Below are 17,657 nucleotides of genomic sequence, written 5' to 3'. Positions count from 1 at the left end.
ACTCTTGTGATTTGAGAATTGTGACTGCGGTCGATTGTAGCGCCTGCGCGGAGAAATTGTGATGGTTTTTATGCCATTGGCCTGGTCTGTATCAAACGCGAGTGAAAAGACCCAAAAAGTATAGCTGCTGAATCCTGGGACTGCGGACGGTCAAAAGTAGCCCGTTCAGCCATAAAGTGAAGGATAAAATATCGTCCTTTTATAAGTCCTGTTACTCAGGGGGTACCCCCCATGAAAAATCCGCATAATCCCAGCGTTGACAGGACTCCTCCCGCATTTTATTTATAGGGCGGTATTTGCGCCTGCACCTGTTTTCATTTCATTCTTGTGCCAGGGTCGCTTTATTCTTTTCCTACACGAGGATGTTATGACGAGTTTTGTTGTCGCCAAGTTTGGCGGGACCAGCGTGGCCGATTACGCTGCCATGAACCGCAGCGCCGATGTGGTGCTGGCCGATCCGAATACCCGCCTGGTTGTGCTCTCTGCATCAGCAGGTGTGACTAACCTGCTGGTTGCGCTGTCTGAAGGACTGGAAGCGACCGAACGCTTTGTGAAGCTCGATGCGCTGCGCAAAATTCAGTTCGATATCCTCGAGCGTATGCAGAATCCGCACGTCATTCGTGAAGAAATTGAACGCCTGCTGGAAAATATCACCACCCTGGCAGAAGCCGCCTCGCTGGCGACATCCACTGCGTTGACCGACGAACTGGTGAGCCACGGCGAGTTGATGTCCACCCTGCTGTTCGTTGAGATCCTGCGCGAACGCGACGTGATGGCCCAGTGGTTTGACGTGCGTAAAGTGATGCGCACCAGCGACCGTTTTGGCCGCGCCGAGCCGGACGTTGCCACGCTTTCCGAGCTGTCAAAACAGCAGTTGGCCCCGCGCCTTGCAGAAGGTATCGTCATTACTCAGGGCTTTATCGGGAGCGAAGCCAAAGGCCGCACCACGACGCTTGGCCGTGGCGGAAGCGACTACACGGCAGCCCTGCTGGGTGAAGCGTTGTACGCGACCCGCGTTGATATCTGGACCGATGTCCCGGGCATTTACACCACCGATCCACGCGTGGTGCCTGCCGCCAAACGTATTGACGTGATTGCGTTCGAAGAAGCGGCTGAGATGGCCACCTTCGGCGCGAAAGTGCTGCATCCGGCCACATTATTACCTGCCGTACGCAGCGATATCCCTGTGTTTGTCGGCTCCAGCAAAGATCCAAAAGCGGGCGGCACATTGGTGTGCAAAAACACCGTAAACCCACCGCTGTTCCGCGCGCTGGCGATGCGCCGCAAGCAGACGCTGGTCACGCTTCACAGCCTGAATATGCTGCATTCACGCGGATTTCTCGCCGAAGTGTTCGGTATTCTGGCGCGCCATAATATCTCGGTTGATTTGATTACCACGTCGGAAGTGAGCATCGCGTTGACGCTGGATACCACCGGCTCAACGTCTACCGGCGACACGCTGCTGACGCAGTCGCTGCTGATGGAGCTTTCCGCTCTGTGCCGCGTGGAAGTGGAAGAAGATTTGGCGCTGGTCGCGATCATCGGCAATAAGCTGTCACGCGCCTGCGGCGTGGGCAAAGAGGTGTTTGGCGTGCTCGACCCGTTCAACATCCGCATGATTTGCTACGGCGCATCCAGCTACAACCTGTGCTTCCTGGTGCCGGGTCATGAAGCCGAGCAGGTCGTGCAGAAACTTCATCATAATTTGTTTGAATAAAATTGCTTAGCAGGATAAACAATACCTATCAGCCGGGCACAGACCCGGCTTTTTTTATAACTAAACAACACACTAAAATCGCAAGGAAAGACTATGTTATCCGCCATCACCCGGCTGTTCCCGTTATGGGCGCTGCTACTCTCTGTGCTCGCTTATTACACGCCAACGACGTTCACCCCAATCGGCCCGTGGGTCACCACGCTGCTGATGCTGATTATGCTCGGCATGGGTGTGCACCTGAAAATCGACGACTTTAAGCGCGTGCTGTCGCGCCCTGCGCCCGTCGCGGCGGGCATTTTCCTGCACTATCTGGTGATGCCGCTGGCCGCCTGGCTGCTGGCGATCGCATTTAAGATGCCGCCGGACTTATCCGCGGGTATGGTTTTGGTCGGCAGCGTCGCCAGCGGCACGGCGTCGAACGTGATGATCTATCTGGCCAAAGGCGATGTGGCGCTGTCTGTCACCATTTCATCCGTTTCGACACTGGTGGGCGTGGTCGCTACGCCGTTGCTGACGCGTCTGTACGTTGATGCACATATTCAAGTTGATGTGATGGGGATGCTGCTCTCGATTCTGCAAATCGTGGTCATTCCGATTGCGCTAGGCCTGGTGATTCACCATCTGTTCCCGCGCGTGGTGAAGGCCGTTGAGCCGTATCTGCCCGCCTTTTCCATGGCGTGTATTCTGGCGATTATCAGCGCCGTGGTCGCGGGTTCAGCCTCGCACATCGCCTCTGTCGGTTTTGTGGTCATCATCGCGGTGATCCTGCATAACACCATTGGCCTGCTGGGCGGTTACTGGGGCGGAAAACTGTTTGGCTTTGACGAATCTACCTGCCGCACGCTGGCGATAGAAGTCGGAATGCAGAACTCGGGTTTGGCTGCCGCGCTGGGTAAAATTTACTTCTCCCCGCTCGCGGCACTGCCAGGCGCATTGTTCTCGGTGTGGCATAATCTGTCTGGATCGTTGCTGGCGGGCTACTGGTCAGGGAAACCCATTGAACAACAACACAAGAAAGATGGGGTGAAAGAGGGTTAATTCGCTTCGCGCCAGGTCTGGCTTGCTTTACACTGAAGCCTCTATTACAGGAGGCTTCAGCGATGGCTACACCGAGATTGACCCAGAAAGACATGACGGAAAGCGAACAGCGCGAGCTGAAAACCCTGCTCGATCGCGCGCGCATCGCTCATGGACGTACGCTGACCAACGCCGAGACCAATCAGGTCAAAAAAGAGTACATCGACAAACTGATGGCTCAGCGAGAAGTTGAGGCCAAAAAAGCCCGCAAAGTCAAAAAAGCGCAGGCATTTAAACCCGACACCGAATCAACATTTTCCTGGTCAGCCAATACTGCACCACGTGGAAGGCGCTAATTAGCGCCCTTTCTTTTTGCGGCCAGGCTGAACAAAACGCTTTCCGGCTGGCTTGTTGCGTTCTTTTTCGGCGGAGGCCGGTGCGTTCACAACAGGCCGCTTAATGCCCTGAGTTTTCGGTTTGGCCTTCGTCTTTGGCTTCGCGTCAGACGACGAATTTTCGATGAGCTTAAACAGCTCAATCAGTTCATCACCGTTCAAATCGCGCCATTCCCCGAGCGGGATACCCGAAAGGCTAACGTTCATAATACGTGTGCGTTCCAGCTTTGTGACTTCAAAGCCAAAGTGCTCACACATGCGACGAATCTGTCGGTTTAACCCCTGAACCAGCGTAATGCGAAACGCAAACGGCGCCTCTTTTTTGACTTTACACTTCTTGGTGACGGTGCCCAGAATCGGGACGCCAGCACCCATTCCACGAATAAAATCGTCGGTGATCGGTTTATTAACCGTGACCACATACTCTTTTTCGTGGTCGTTACCCGCACGCAGGATTTTGTTGACGAGATCGCCGTGGTTAGTGAGGAAAATCAGCCCCTGTGAATCTTTATCGAGACGACCAATCGGGAAGATACGGCTGCTGTGGTTAACGAAATCCACGATATTGTCGCGCTCGCCATCTTCCGTGGTGCTGACAATGCCAACCGGTTTGTTCAACGCGATAAACACCAGGTCTTCTTCGTTTCTAGGCTCGATCAACTGACCATTCACTTTGACCACATCGCCAGGAGCGACCTGATCGCCGATAGCCGCGCGTTTACCATTGATAAACACGTTACCCTGCTCGATGTAGCGGTCAGCTTCGCGGCGCGAGCAAATCCCACTCTCGCTAATGTATTTGTTTAATCGGGTTGATTGGTTGGGCAGCATAATTTCTCCTTTATAGGCGAAATATACCTTAGGTTGCGGCTGGTAAAAAGATTAGCCACCAATATCTCAGTCGAGTTTGCGGCGCGCTTTCAAGATCTCCACGTTTGTCATTTACTCCCCTACGAACACCTTCTAGTTTTCTTCCTCTCGTCAAACTGATGCTGTAGTTTAAAAACAACACGGAGTAGTATGAAGGAGATTGTTCAAACAGAATCCTTCCGTCGCTGGGAGCAAAACGTAAACGATCCGCGTGCCAAGACACTCATTGCAGCACGTTTATTCCGCCTGGCGAATGGGCTGCCTGGTGATGTAAGACCTGTCGGAGAAGGTATCAGCGAGCTACGAATTCATTACGGCCCGGGTTACCGGATCTATTTTAAATCGCAGGGAAACACACTGATCATTTTGCTCAGTGGCGGCAATAAAAACAGTCAGGATAAAGACATCATTCTGGCAAAGACACTCGCAAGGTCACTCAAACACCGGGAGTTTACACACCATGATTGAACTCACTCATTACGATCCTGCCAGGGCGCTTATCAATGATGATGAAATTAGCGTATTCATGGCTGATGCGCTAGAAACTGGCGATTCTGCCTACATTGCTCAAGCATTAGGGGTCGTTGCCCGCGCAAAAGGAATGTCTACGATTGCGTCACAAACGGGTTTGTCTCGCGAACAGCTGTACCGCTCTTTTAGTGAAAAGGGTAACCCAACGCTTAAAACCACACTTGCCGTTATGAAAGCGCTGGGTCTTGGATTGACGATCAAAAGTGCCGAAGATTAATAATCATCCCTTTCATCATCTTCGTCCGGCTGTTCCATCACGCTGTAGGCCACGGAGCAAAACAGCGAGTTGAGACGCTTCATGTCGCCGAGCAGCCCCAGGTGCAGAGAGCTGGTTTCAATACTTTGCACGTTTTGCTGATGCAGGCGGTCAACGTGCGCATGCGAGTAGCGGCGATTGAGGATACGGAAGCGGTGTTTATTCCGGCGCAAACGGCGTGCGCTGGGCACATCGCCGGAGAAGAAGACGGACATCGCCAGCTTCAGGTTGTTAAGCAACAGTTCCTGCAATGCGTCCAGTTCAGCCACCCCTTCGAGGGAAAATGCCCGGCGGGCCGCCAGCGATTTATCGGCAATTTCGCTGCCCATACGCTCGACGATATCGGATGCCTGCTCAAGGTTTAGCGACATCTCGATAATCTCCGCCCAGCGGCGGGATTCCTCCTCGGCCAGTTCGTCCTGAGGCATGCGCGCCAGATAGAGTTTGATGGCGGTATAAAGCACGTTGATATCATCAGCCACCTTACGCAACTCTTTTTCTTCGCGCGGCTCACCGTGCATGACCTTTTTCAGGCCATCCAGCATCGTCTCCATCGCATCGCCAATACGCAGCGTCTCGCGCGCGGCGTTAGCCAGTGCCAGCGCAGGCGTATCCAGTGCGGAGGTGTCCAGGTGTTTCGGCTTCAGGCGTGCGTCGAGCTCTGGCTCATCGCGTATCATTCGTTTGCAGAACCGCGCCATTGGCCCGGCGAAGGGCACCATCGCCACGCAGCGCACCAGGTTGTAGAAAACGTGGAAGTAGATAACCAGCTCGGCTTTCGGTAAAGGAAGATTGTCCATCGCGTTCGCCAGCGGATGCACAAATGGCAGAATAATCAGGCTGCCCACCAGCTTAAACAGCAGACTGCCGAGCGCCACACGGCGGGCGGCGGCGTTGGCTCCGCTGTTGTTCAGCATCGCCAGCAGCCCCGAGCCGAGGTTTGCGCCGATCACCAGACACAGCGCCACCGGGAACGAAATCGCCCCCGCCGCCGTCAGGGTAGCAGTCAGCAATACCGCCGCCAGGCTGGAGTAACTGATGATGGCGAAGACCGCGCCAATTAGCGCATCGAGCATGATGTCGCCGGTCAGCGAAGCAAAAATCACCTGCACGCCGTTAGCCTGAGTAATCGGCGTTACGGCCTGAACAATCAACTCCAGCGCCAGCAGGATCAGCCCGAGGCCAATGCCCACGCGCCCAAGCTGGCCTTCGCGCGTCTGTTTGCGTCCTAAAAAGAAGATCACGCCGATGAAAATCAGTAGCGGCGAGAGCCAGGAGAGATCGAAGGTTAACACGCGCGCCATCAGCGCGGTCCCCACGTCCGCGCCCAAGACGATAACCAGCGCGGGCGTCAGCGCGACAAGGTCTTGCGCCACAAACGAGGTGACGAGCATCGTGGTCGCATTGCTGCTTTGCACAAGCGCGGTGACGCCAATACCCGCACAAAAGGCGAGCGGTTTCTTCTCAACGCTGCGGCTGAGGACGGTCCGTAAGCGTGCGCCAAACACACGCATCACCCCGGTACGAACAATATGGGTGCCCCATACCAGGAGAGCGACGGCAGAAAGCAGGTGTAACAGTGTCAGCACGGAAGTGGGTTCTCCTTATCGTTATGTGTTCCTTTGGTTCTCTCCCCGCATTTTTATTACGCCAGGAGAGACCTTCTTCCAGTATAAGGCTTTAAACGTAAGAAAGAGACAGGGCGCCTCATGAGCGCCCTGTATGTTGTAAGAAAAAGTGATTTAGGTCTGGCAAGTCAGCAGGTTAATCCGCGTCGTAGCCCAGATTTGGCGCTAACCAGCGCTCCACTTCTGAGACGCTCATCCCTTTACGCATGGCGTAGTCTTCCACCTGATCGCGTTGAATCTGTGCGACCGCGTAATATTTGCTGTCAGGATGGCTGAAATACCAGCCCGAAACGGACGCGCCGGGCCACATGGCGAAGGATTCCGTCAGCTTCATGCCGGTATGGGTTTCGACATCCAGAAGTTGCCAGATCGTCCCTTTCTCGGTGTGTTCAGGGCACGCCGGATAGCCAGGCGCCGGGCGAATACCCTGGTAGTTCTCGCGAATCAGCTCCTCATTGCTGAGGTTTTCGTTCGGAGCATAACCCCAGTGCACTTTGCGCACGCGCTCATGCAGATATTCCGCGAAGGCTTCGGCCAGTCGGTCAGAAATCGCTTTAACCATGATTTTGTTGTAATCATCGTGCTGTGCTTCAAAGGCATCAGCGAGGGCGTCTTCTTCAAGGCCCCCGGTGACGGCAAACGCGCCAATGTAGTCCGCTTTGCCGCTCAGTTTAGGCGCGACAAAATCGGCCAGGCAGTAGTTCGCAAACCCGACTTTTTCAGTTTGCTGGCGCAGATGACGGCTGACCGCCAGCACGTTGGTGCGGGTTTCATCACGATAAATTTCGATGTCATCGCCCACGCGATTAGCCGGGAACAGGCCAACCACACCGCGCGGATTCAGCGTTTTTTCTGCACTTAGCTGGTCGAGCATATCGTTGGCATCTTTGAACAAGCGCTGGGCTTCTTCGCCCACCACATCATCCTCGAGGATGCGCGGGTATTTCCCGGCCAGCGACCAGGTCATGAAGAACGGCGTCCAGTCGATGTAATTACGCAGCGTTTCGATGCTGGCGGTGACGTCCTGCACGCCCAAACGGTGCGCCACGGGCGGCGTATAGCTTGACCAGTCGAATGCCAGATCGTTTTCGCGCGCGGCGGCAAGCGTCACCGGCGGTGTACGCGGCTTTTTACGCGCATGCTGGATACGCACGGTGTCGTACTCTTTGCGCGTTCTCGTCACAAAATCATCGCGTTGCGTGTCGGACAGCAGTGCAGACACCACGCCAACGGTGCGTGAAGCGTTCTGCACGTAGATCGTCGGTCCGCTGTAGTTCTGCTCGATTTTGACCGCCGTATGCGCTTTTGAGGTGGTCGCCCCGCCAATCAGCAGCGGAATGGTAAAGCCCTGGCGTTCCATCTCTTTTGCCACGTTAACCATTTCGTCGAGCGACGGGGTGATCAACCCGGACAAGCCAATCAGATCGGCATTCACTTCCCGCGCAGTTTTGAGAATTTTATCTGCCGGAACCATCACGCCTAAATCGATGATTTCGTAGTTATTACACTGCAGCACCACGCCGACGATATTTTTGCCGATGTCGTGCACATCGCCCTTCACGGTGGCGATCACCATCTTGCCGTTGCTGGAACTTTTTTCTTTGCTGGCCTCAATGTAAGGCTCGAGATAGGCCACGGCTTGCTTCATCACACGCGCAGATTTCACCACCTGCGGCAGGAACATTTTTCCCTCGCTGAACAGATCGCCCACCACGTTCATGCCGTCCATCAGCGGCCCTTCAATCACTTCGATAGGGCGTGCAGCCTGCTGGCGCGCTTCTTCGGTGTCCAGCTCGATAAACTCGGTGATCCCTTTGACCAGCGAATATTCCAGACGTTTTTTCACATCCCAGGCGCGCCATTCCGCCTGCTGAATATTGGCGCTTTCATCGGCTTTACTGCCGCGATATTTTTCTGCCAGATCCAGCATGCGTTCGGTGGCGTCATCGCGACGGTTTAAAATGACATCTTCCACACCCTCGCGCAGCTCGGCAGGCAAGTCATCGTAAATCGCCAGCTGTCCGGCGTTGACGATGCCCATGTCCATCCCGTTGCGAATCGCGTAGTAGAGGAATACGGCGTGGATCGCCTCACGCACCGGGTCGTTGCCACGGAACGAGAACGACACGTTGGAAACGCCGCCGGAGATCAGCGCATGCGGCAGCTCGCGTTTGATGTCTTCACACGCGCCAATAAAATCCTGCGCATAGTTGTTGTGCTCTTCGATACCGGTCGCGACGGCGAAAATATTCGGGTCGAAAATAATGTCTTCCGGCGGGAAGCCGACCTCTTCGGTCAAGATCTTGTAGGCGCGGCGGCAAATCTCAATTTTGCGCTCGCGCGTATCCGCCTGACCGACTTCATCAAAGGCCATGACCACGACTGCCGCGCCGTAGCGACGCACCTTTTTAGCGTGGTGGATAAACGGCTCAACGCCCTCTTTCATCGAGATGGAGTTAACGATGCCTTTACCCTGAATGCACTTCAGCCCTTTTTCGATGACGTCCCATTTTGAGGAGTCAATCATGATCGGCACGCGGGCGATGTCTGGCTCACCGGCAATCAAATTCAGGAAACGCACCATCGCCGCTTCGGCGTCGAGCATCCCTTCATCCATGTTGATGTCGATGATCTGCGCGCCGCTTTCGACCTGTTGACGCGCAACGTCCAGCGCTTCGTTGTATTTCTCTTCTTTGATCAGCCGTTTGAATTTGGCAGAGCCGGTGACGTTAGTTCGTTCACCGACGTTCACAAACAGGCTCTCTTTGCTGATGGTCAGCGGTTCAAGACCCGCCAGACGACAGGCCACCGGCAGATCCGGCAGCTTGCGCGGCGGCAAGCCCGCTACGGCGTGACTCATTGCGGCGATATGTTCTGGCGTGGTGCCGCAGCAGCCGCCAACAATATTCAGGAAGCCGGACTCGGCCCATTCACGAATTTGCGCTGCCATGGTCACCGCATCAAGATCGTATTCCCCAAAAGCGTTTGGCAGGCCCGCATTGGGGTGCGCGGTGACGTAGCAATCGGCGATACGTGAAAGTTCCTGGACGTACTGACGCAGTTCGTCAGGCCCCAACGCACAGTTCAGGCCGAAGGTCAGCGCATCCGCGTGGCGCAGGGAGTTGTAAAACGCTTCGGTTGTCTGCCCGGAGAGCGTACGCCCGGAGGCGTCGGTAATGGTGCCCGAAACCATGATCGGCAAATCAACGCCCAGCGCTTCCATCTCTTCTTTTACGGCGAAGATGGCGGCTTTGGCATTGAGCGTATCGAAGACCGTTTCGATCATGATCAGATCGGAACCGCCTTCCACCAGCGCTTTGGTCGATTCACGATACGCGGCCACCAGTTGATCAAAGGTGACGTTACGGAAAGCAGGGTCGTTAACGTCTGGTGAAATTGACGCGGTACGGTTAGTCGGCCCCAGAACGCCGGCCACATAGCGGGGTTTTTCCGGCGTTCGCGCGGTCCATTCGTCAGCGCAGGCGCGCGCCAGCTTTGCCGCGGTGAAGTTGATTTCCGCCGACAGGGATTCCATCTGGTAATCGGCCATGGCGATGGTGGTCGAGTTAAACGTGTTGGTTTCGACTATGTCTGCACCCGCCTCAAAATAGGCGTGATGAATCGCCGCAATGACGTCAGGTTTACTGAGCACCAGCAGGTCATTGTTGCCTTTCAGGTCGCAGGGCCAGTCGGCGAAACGTTCGCCGCGGAAATCGTCTTCGCTCAGACGGTAGCTTTGGATCATGGTGCCCATGCCGCCGTCCAGCACCAGAATTCGTTCGTTTAACTGCGCACGCAGTTGCTCTATTTTGCTGCTCACACTTGCTCCCGACAACGCTCACCCAGGCCACCAGGCCAGTCATCCATACTGGCATAATCTGACAGAGCGGAGAAGTCACACAGCGTTAACATGAGACATGTTCACTATCACTCATCCGATCAGTCAGGATAACGGTTGCAAAATCACCAAATAAAACGAAAATGATTTCCACGATACAGAAAAAGGAGCTCGCTATGGTTGCTACCGTTCCCGCAAAACGCGGCAGAAAACCTGCTGCCACCACCACCGCTCAGCCTGCGGGTCAGGTCCAGTCTTTGACGCGTGGATTAAAGCTGCTGGAATGGATAGCCGAATCGCACAGCAGCGTAGCGTTAACCGAGCTGGCGCAGCAGGCGGGCTTACCGAACTCCACAACCCATCGTCTGCTGACTACCATGCAGCAGTTGGGTTTTGTCCGTCAGGTTGGCGAGCTCGGGCACTGGTCGGTGGGCGCGCATGCGTTTATCGTCGGCAGCAGTTTCCTGCAGAGCCGTAATTTGCTGGCGATTGTGCATCCGATTCTGCGCAAGCTAATGGAAGACTCCGGCGAGACGGTCAATCTGGCGGTGTTGGACCAGAGCGATCATCAGGCGATTATTATCGACCAGGTACAATGTACGCAGCTGATGCGTATGTCTGCGCCGATTGGCGGCAAGCTGCCCATGCACGCTTCTGGCGCGGGAAAAGCGTTCCTGTCGCAGTTGAGTGAGGAGCAAGTCACTGGCCTGCTGCATCGTAAAGGGCTGCATGCTTATACGCATGCCACCCTGGTTTCACCGGTACATCTAAAAGAAGATTTAGCCCAGACCCGCAAACGCGGCTACTCGTTTGACGATGAAGAGCACGCACTTGGCCTGCGCTGCATCGCGGCGTGTATTTTTGATGAGCATCGCGAGCCGTTTGCCGCGATCTCAATTTCCGGACCGATTTCACGCGTCACTGACGATAGCGTAACGGAGTTGGGTGCGCTGGTGATTAAAGCGGCCAAAGAAGTGACGCTAGCCTATGGCGGGAGTCGTTAAGGTTTTTGCTGTCTGATGCCCTCACCCCAACCCTCTCCCACCGGGAGAGGGAGAAAACACTTAAAACGGCAACCAGATTGACGTTTTGCTTTGAGCCTGTGCAGTCTGATGCCCTCACCCCGGCCCTCTCCCACGGGGAGCGAGAGAAAACACTTAAAACGGCAACCGGGTTGCCGTTTACTTTATCCTCGCAGGCAAAAGCGCTGCCGTTTGCGGTACGCGTACACATCTTCGACATGCCCCTCTTTGATGCGCGTTTGCAGACTGCGCCAGTAATCGGCGCGGAACAGATCGTCGTGCATCTCTTCAAAGAGCGGTCCGATGCGCGGGTCGGCGCAGAGCCAGTGGCGAAACTCCTCAGGGAAAACATCACCGGGTGAGACGCTGTACCACGGCTCGCTGGCGAGTTCATCCTCTGGATATCTTGCCGCTGGAATGGTGCGGAAATTCACCTCGGTCATGTAGCAAATTTCGTCGTAATCGTAGAACACCACGCGCCCGTGACGGGTCACGCCAAAGTTTTTAAACAGCATGTCGCCTGGGAAAATATTGGCGGCGGCAAGCTGGCGGATCGCGTTCCCGTACTCTTCAATCGCATCACGTAATTGCGCCCCCTCAACCTGCTCCAGCCAGATATTCAGCGGCACCATGCGACGTTCAATATAAAGATGGCTGATAGCAATTTTATCGCCTAGATCGGTAATTTTACCCGGCGCTTCCTGAAGCAGGAGCGCCATCAGCGTGGGGTCGATCTGGCGCTTATCCAGCACAAAGTTTTCAAACTCTTGCGTGTCCGCCATACGCCCGACGCGATCGTGCTCTTTCACCAGCTGATAGCAGGCGCGAACGTGCGCTGCCGTCATCTCTTTTTGTGGTGCAAACTGATCTTTAATGACTTTAAACACGCGGTCAAAACCTGGCAGCGTGAACACCAGCATCACCATCCCGCGGATACCCGGCGCTTCGATAAACTGCTCATCAGTGCTGGTGATGTAGTGCAAATACTCGCGATAGCTTTCGGTTTTAGCGTGCTTTTGGCACCCAATCGCCATGTAGAGTTCGGCGGTGGTTTTGACGGGTAAAATTTCACGTAGCCATTCGACCAGCGCGGCGGGAAACGGGGCATAGACCATGAAATACGAGCGGGCGAAACCAAAGACAATGCTGGCCTCAGCGCTCGTCGTCAGGCAGGTATCGACAAACAGTTCGCCGTCATCAGAGCGATGAATCGGCAGCAAAAAAGGGAGTGTGGCATCGGGTGTGATGAGTTTGCCAACCAGCCATGCCGCTTTATTGCGGAAAAATAGCTCGTTTGCGACTTGTAAGTGGCTGTGGCGTAACGTCTCTTCACCAAGGGTTTCGACCAGATGCGCCGAGATGTAGCCGACATCCCGCGTTTTATTCTGCCAGGGCAGCCGCAGGGCTAAGTCCGACAACACGTTGTTGAGGGCCTTTTCCCAGCCCTTTTCGGGGAAAAAATCCTTTGCTAACGGACGAGGGATCGCCCGAAAGCGGCGCGCCGGCTGAGAACTGAAAATAAATAACCGCTCAGGAGATAACGAGCGGTGGTCAAATAACCGACAATAGACGGAGTTGAAAAAGCTCTCCGCAATCTCGAAGCGCGGGTAATCCGGTAATAAATGGGTGTAGTGCTCTTTCACACGCAGCAGAAAATCGACGTCGGTGCTTTTGCCCTCGGTGATACAACGTAACTGTTCCACCACGAGGCCGACATGGTGGTCGTAAAGGTGGATACGCTGCTTCATCGCCTGCTGCACGGCGTGCCAGTCGGCGTGTTCAAAGCGCTGTTGTGCGCCTGAAGTGACTTCCAGAAAACGACCATACTGCGCATCGAAGCCCTGCAGAATGGTTTGTGCAATCAGTAATTCCAGACCACGCGACATAGTTTTCCCTCGCCCCCTCCCGGAGGGAGAGGGAAAAATGCGGTTAGAACTGTGATTCTTCGGTCGAGCCGGTCAAGGCGGTGACGGATGAGGCGCCGCCCTGAATGATGGTGGTGACTTTGTCGAAGTAGCCCGTTCCAACTTCTTGCTGATGAGAGGCAAAGGTGTAGCCTTTTTGGCTCGATGCAAATTCTGGCTGCTGCACTTTTTCGACATAGTGGCGCATGCCTTCACCCTGCGCGTAGGCATGCGCCAGGTCGAACATGTTGAACCACATGCTGTGAATGCCCGCGAGCGTAATAAATTGATATTTGTAGCCCATCTCAGAGAGCTGCTGCTGGAAGCTGGCGATGGTGTTGTCATCCAGATTTTTCTGCCAGTTAAACGATGGCGAGCAGTTGTAGGCCAGCAGTTTGCCAGGGTATTTGGCATGGATAGCATCGGCAAAGCGTTTTGCCAGCGCCAGATCTGGCGTGGAGGTTTCACACCACACAAGGTCTGCATACGGCGCATAAGCCAGGCCACGGCTGATGGCCTGCTCGATACCCGCATGAGTACGATAGAAACCTTCGCTGGTGCGCTCGCCGGTAATGAATTCGCTGTCGTAAGGATCGCAGTCGGAGGTGATCAGGTCAGCGGCATCGGCATCGGTACGGGCGATAACCAGCGTCGGGACACCCAATACATCTGCCGCCAGACGCGCGGCGACCAGTTTCTGAATGGCCTCCTGAGTCGGCACCAGGACTTTGCCGCCCATATGCCCGCACTTCTTCACGGACGCCAGCTGATCTTCAAAGTGAACCGCCGCTGCACCGGCTTCAATCATGGATTTCATCAGCTCAAACGCGTTCAGCACGCCGCCAAAACCGGCTTCTGCATCGGCGACGATCGGCAGGAAATAATCGACATAACGCGGATCGTTCGGCTCAATCCCCGAAGACCACTGGATCTGATCGGCACGACGAAACGTGTTGTTGATCCGATCGACAACCGACGGCACGGAGTTAGCCGGATAGAGCGATTGATCCGGGTACATGCTGGACGCCAAATTAGCATCAGCCGCCACCTGCCAGCCGGAAAGATAGACCGCTTCGATTCCCGCTTTCGCCTGCTGTAACGCCTGGCCGCCCGTCAGCGCACCGAGGCTATTGATGTACCCTTTTTTCGATTCACCGTGCAGCAGACGCCACATTTTGGCCGCGCCAAGCTGTGCCAGCGTGCATTCCGGATTGACTGAGCCGCGTAATTTCACCACTTCCTCTGCGCTGTACGGGCGTTCAATGCCTTCCCAGCGCGGCTGTGTCCACTCTTTTTGTAATTCTTCGATCTGTTGGGTACGCGTTTTCATGTGCAGATGCTCCGTATTGTTATGAGGTGGATTTATGCAAGCAGGCGATAACCTGGCAGAGTGAGGAAGTCGATTAATTCGTCTGAGGTGGTGATTTGTTCCATCAGACGCGCGGCGTCATCGAAACGACCACTGCTAAAGCGGTGTTCGCCCAGCTCGTCCTGGATAGTCATCAACTCTTCGCCCAGCATCTGGCGGAACAGCGATTTCGTTACCGGTTTGCCGTTGCTGAGGGTCTTCTGGTGATGAATCCATTGCCAGATAGAGGTCCGGGAAATCTCGGCCGTCGCGGCATCTTCCATCAGACCGTAAATCGGTACGCAGCCGTTACCCGAAATCCACGCTTCGATGTACTGCACGGCGACACGAATATTTGCGCGCATACCTGCTTCAGTACGTTCGCCTTCGCAGGGCGCCAGGAGTTGCTCTGCGGTGATAGGGGCGTCGTCTTCCCGGCTGACGGAAAGCTGATTCTGGTTATCGCCTAATGTCCGACTGAAGACTTCCAATGCGGTGTCTGCAAGGCCTGGATGGGCAATCCACGTGCCGTCGTGACCGTTATGGGCTTCCAGCTCTTTGTCCGCCTTCACTTTGCTCAGCACCTGATGGTTGCGCTCGGCGTCTTTGCTCGGAATAAACGCAGCCATTCCGCCCATCGCGAATGCACCGCGCTTGTGGCAGGTTTTAATCAGTAAGCGCGAGTAAGCGTTCAGGAAAGGCTTATCCATCGTGACCGCCTGACGGTCGGGTAAGACACGGTCAGGATGATTTTTCAGGGTTTTGATGTAGCTGAAAATATAGTCCCAGCGCCCACAGTTGAGGCCTGTGATGTGATCGCGTAAGGCGTGCAGGATCTCATCCATCTGGAATACCGCCGGCAAGGTTTCAATCAACAGCGTGGCTTTGATGGTGCCGCGCGGTAAATCAAAGCGATCTTCTGCATAGCTAAACACTTCACTCCACCAGGCCGCTTCCTGCCAGGACTGGGTTTTTGGCAGATAAAAATAGGGACCACTGCCTTTTGCCAGCAGGTTTTGATAGTTGTGGAAGAAGTACAATGCAAAATCAAACAGGCTGCCGGGAATCGGTTCGCCACGCCAGGTAACGTGTTTTTCAGGCAGATGTATGCCACGTACGCGGCAGATTAAGACGGCAGGGTCCGGCTTGAGCTGGTAGATTTTCCCAGCTTCGTTGGTGTAGCTAATCGTGCCATTAACCGCATCGCGCAGGTTGATCTGGCCTTCGATCACTTTGCGCCAGTCTGGTGCGAGCGAATCTTCGAAGTCCGCCATAAAGACTTTAACGTTGGCATTCATGGCGTTAATCACCATTTTGCGCTCAACCGGGCCGGTGATTTCAACGCGACGATCCTGCAAATCTTGAGGAATACCGCGAATTATCCAGTCTGACTCACGAATGGAAGCGGTTTCCGAAATAAAGTCAGGCAGCTTGCCGTTATCAATATCCTGCTGTTGCTGAATGCGCGCCGCCAGCAGCGTATGACGCTTTGGCGCGAAGCGCGTGACCAGCTCAGCGAGAAATTCGACAGCCTCTGGCGTCAAAATCTGTTTTTCCTGCTCTCCGTATGGCTGATTAAAGGCCAGTTCGTCTGCTGTCGTTGCTTGTTGAGTCATTACGCTGCTCCTCATCAAAGATCCAAATACACTCATCCAGCGCGAGCGAAAGATCGTTGGACAGTTTTCGCTCAGCAGAGTTAAGACTATCTATTATTTTTCTAAAATCAAAAACAATTTCCATTTTAATTACTAAACGTATTTAACTAACTGATTAACAATAAGTTAAATATTTTTAAGTAGTTGGTTTTGATTTCGGAAATAAAAAAGGCACCCGAAGGTGCCTTATCTGGAGAGCTGAAACGCTTTAGGATCGTTCGAGTCAGTCAATTATTCTAGCGTTGGATTCATATGTCGCAGATCGTATGGCGTGATCTGGTAGACGTAATAATTGAGCCAGTTGATAAACAGCAAATTACCGTGGCTACGCCAGGAGGCTCTGGGAGGGATTTGCGGATCGTTTTTGGGGAAATAATTGTACGGCACTTCCGGGCTCAGGCCCGCTTCGACATCACGGAAAAACTCGCTTGCCAGAGTATGTGCGTCGTATTCAGGATGCCCCGTGACAAAGGCAATACGCTTGTCTTTGCTGGCAAAGAGATAGGCATCCCCATCTTCCGTCTCGGCCAGGATTTCCAGATCGGTGTAATCACGAATAAGTGCGGCCGGGAAATCAGCATAGCGTGAATGAGGCGCCAGGAAAAAGTCATCAAAACCACGCGTCAGCAACGCGTGTGGATGAAGAATATGGTGTTCGTAGACGCCAGACAGCTTGTCTGAACGCGTCTGTTTAGGGATGCCGTAAAGAATATTCAGTGCCGCCTGGACCGCCCAACAGACAAACAGCGTTGAAGTCACATGATCTTTAGCCCACTCCAGCACCTGTTTGATCTGCGGCCAATAGGCGACATCGTTAAACTCAACCAGCCCAAGCGGTGCCCCCGTGACAATCAATCCATCGAAATTATCGTTACGGATATCTTCAAAATCGCAGTAAAAGTTGTTGAGGTGCTCGGAAGGAGTGTTGCGTGACTCGCGTGCATCGATACGTAAAAGCTGAACATCCACCTGCAGCGGGGAGTTCGACAGAAGGCGAAGGAACTGGTTTTCCGTTTCGATTTTTTTGGGCATCAGGTTGAGGATAAGGACCTTCAGCGGACGAATTTCCTGACCTGTCGCACGCGAGGCCTTCATCACAAAGACGTTTTCTTCTCGCAAAAAATTGACGGCTGGTAGCTCGTCCTGCACCCGAATCGGCATAACCTTAGATCCTCACAGCATACGTATAAACGTTTAGACATCCAGATAGCTGACAATAACGAAGATTGATATGAATGTCGAGTCTGTATGAGAAAGGTGAGAAAGTTTCAAGGAGGGGAATTATTGTGATTGGCTTATTTTCTGCGCATTATCACCACAAAAACACAAGCAAAAAACCCCGGACCTTGCGGACCGGGGTTCTTCTTTATTGATGCCTGGCAGTTCCCTACTCTCACATGGGGAGACCCCACACTACCATCGGCGCTACGGCGTTTCACTTCTGAGTTCGGCATGGGGTCAGGTGGGACCACCGCG

General features: G+C 54.2%; 13 protein-coding genes and 1 rRNA gene. 6 read left to right on the top strand and 8 right to left on the bottom strand.

What is annotated here, in order from left to right:
* Positions 1–367 precede the first annotated feature (367 nt).
* The 3 genes from lysC to AC07RN_RS10360 all read left to right on the top strand — a co-directional run bounded on the left by lysC (position 368) and on the right by AC07RN_RS10360 (position 3,090).
* Positions 368–1,717 carry a lysine-sensitive aspartokinase 3 gene (lysC, locus tag AC07RN_RS10370; RefSeq protein WP_478336305.1) on the top strand — a complete coding sequence of 450 codons (1,350 nt, stop codon included), beginning with the start codon at positions 368–370 and terminating at the stop codon, positions 1,715–1,717.
* 93 nt (positions 1,718–1,810) lie between these two features.
* Positions 1,811–2,755: a ketopantoate/pantoate/pantothenate transporter PanS gene (panS, locus tag AC07RN_RS10365; RefSeq protein WP_011915491.1), complete on the top strand. Its 945-nt coding sequence runs from the start codon at positions 1,811–1,813 to the stop codon at positions 2,753–2,755.
* Between the two features lie 62 nt (positions 2,756–2,817).
* Positions 2,818–3,090: a YjbD family protein gene (locus AC07RN_RS10360; RefSeq protein ID WP_011915490.1), complete on the top strand. Its 273-nt coding sequence runs from the start codon at positions 2,818–2,820 to the stop codon at positions 3,088–3,090.
* On the opposite strand, the gene rluF is transcribed toward AC07RN_RS10360, so the two are convergent.
* Complete coding sequence (rluF, locus tag AC07RN_RS10355; protein ID WP_011915489.1) at positions 3,091–3,960, bottom strand: 23S rRNA pseudouridine(2604) synthase RluF; 870 nt, start codon at positions 3,958–3,960, stop codon at positions 3,091–3,093.
* A 189-nt stretch (positions 3,961–4,149) separates the two neighbouring features.
* On the opposite strand from rluF, the gene AC07RN_RS10350 reads away from it, so the two are divergent.
* Together AC07RN_RS10350 and AC07RN_RS10345 are read left to right on the top strand one after the other, a co-directional pair.
* On the top strand, positions 4,150–4,467 hold the full coding sequence (locus AC07RN_RS10350; RefSeq protein ID WP_235134500.1) for a type II toxin-antitoxin system RelE/ParE family toxin: 318 nt from the start codon (positions 4,150–4,152) through the stop codon (positions 4,465–4,467).
* Positions 4,460–4,747, top strand: coding sequence for an addiction module antidote protein (locus AC07RN_RS10345; RefSeq protein WP_478336304.1), 288 nt, complete (start codon positions 4,460–4,462; stop codon positions 4,745–4,747). The genes AC07RN_RS10350 and AC07RN_RS10345 overlap by 8 nt, the downstream gene beginning before the upstream one ends.
* Here the strand turns inward: AC07RN_RS10345 and AC07RN_RS10340 are convergent.
* Both AC07RN_RS10340 and metH read right to left on the bottom strand, forming a co-directional pair.
* Positions 4,744–6,375 (bottom strand): Na/Pi cotransporter family protein, encoded by a 1,632-nt coding sequence (locus tag AC07RN_RS10340; RefSeq protein WP_011915486.1) that lies wholly within the window; start codon positions 6,373–6,375, stop codon positions 4,744–4,746. The two genes, AC07RN_RS10345 and AC07RN_RS10340, sit on opposite strands and share 4 nt — an antisense overlap.
* 175 nt (positions 6,376–6,550) lie before the next feature.
* Entirely contained in the window at positions 6,551–10,234 is a 3,684-nt protein-coding gene (gene metH / locus AC07RN_RS10335; protein WP_478336303.1) for a methionine synthase, read from the bottom strand.
* 194 nt (positions 10,235–10,428) lie between these two features.
* Here metH and iclR point away from each other — a divergent pair, with 194 nt between their 5' ends.
* On the top strand, positions 10,429–11,256 hold the full coding sequence (gene iclR, locus AC07RN_RS10330) for a glyoxylate bypass operon transcriptional repressor IclR (RefSeq protein WP_478336302.1): 828 nt from the start codon (positions 10,429–10,431) through the stop codon (positions 11,254–11,256).
* Positions 11,257–11,438: 182 nt separating this feature from the next.
* On the opposite strand, the gene aceK is transcribed toward iclR, so the two are convergent.
* From aceK to rrf, 5 genes are all read right to left on the bottom strand, one after another.
* Positions 11,439–13,160 carry a bifunctional isocitrate dehydrogenase kinase/phosphatase gene (gene aceK / locus AC07RN_RS10325; RefSeq protein WP_478336301.1) on the bottom strand — a complete coding sequence of 574 codons (1,722 nt, stop codon included), beginning with the start codon at positions 13,158–13,160 and terminating at the stop codon, positions 11,439–11,441.
* A gap of 43 nt (positions 13,161–13,203) precedes the next feature.
* The gene (aceA, locus tag AC07RN_RS10320; RefSeq protein ID WP_478336300.1) at positions 13,204–14,508 is read right to left on the bottom strand and encodes an isocitrate lyase; all 1,305 of its coding nucleotides are present in this window, start codon (positions 14,506–14,508) and stop codon (positions 13,204–13,206) included.
* A gap of 32 nt (positions 14,509–14,540) precedes the next feature.
* Positions 14,541–16,142 (bottom strand): malate synthase A, encoded by a 1,602-nt coding sequence (aceB, locus tag AC07RN_RS10315; protein WP_478336299.1) that lies wholly within the window; start codon positions 16,140–16,142, stop codon positions 14,541–14,543.
* Between the two features lie 270 nt (positions 16,143–16,412).
* A complete protein-coding gene (gene metA, locus AC07RN_RS10310) occupies positions 16,413–17,342 on the bottom strand; it encodes a homoserine O-acetyltransferase MetA (protein ID WP_011915480.1) in 930 nt (309 codons plus the stop codon).
* Between the two features lie 213 nt (positions 17,343–17,555).
* A 5S ribosomal RNA gene (gene rrf / locus AC07RN_RS10305) occupies positions 17,556–17,657 on the bottom strand; the annotation flags it as partial.

It is taken from the genome of Lelliottia sp. GFLA7 (assembly GCF_056490165.1).
This window is presented reverse-complemented; position numbering and strand designations above follow the sequence as displayed.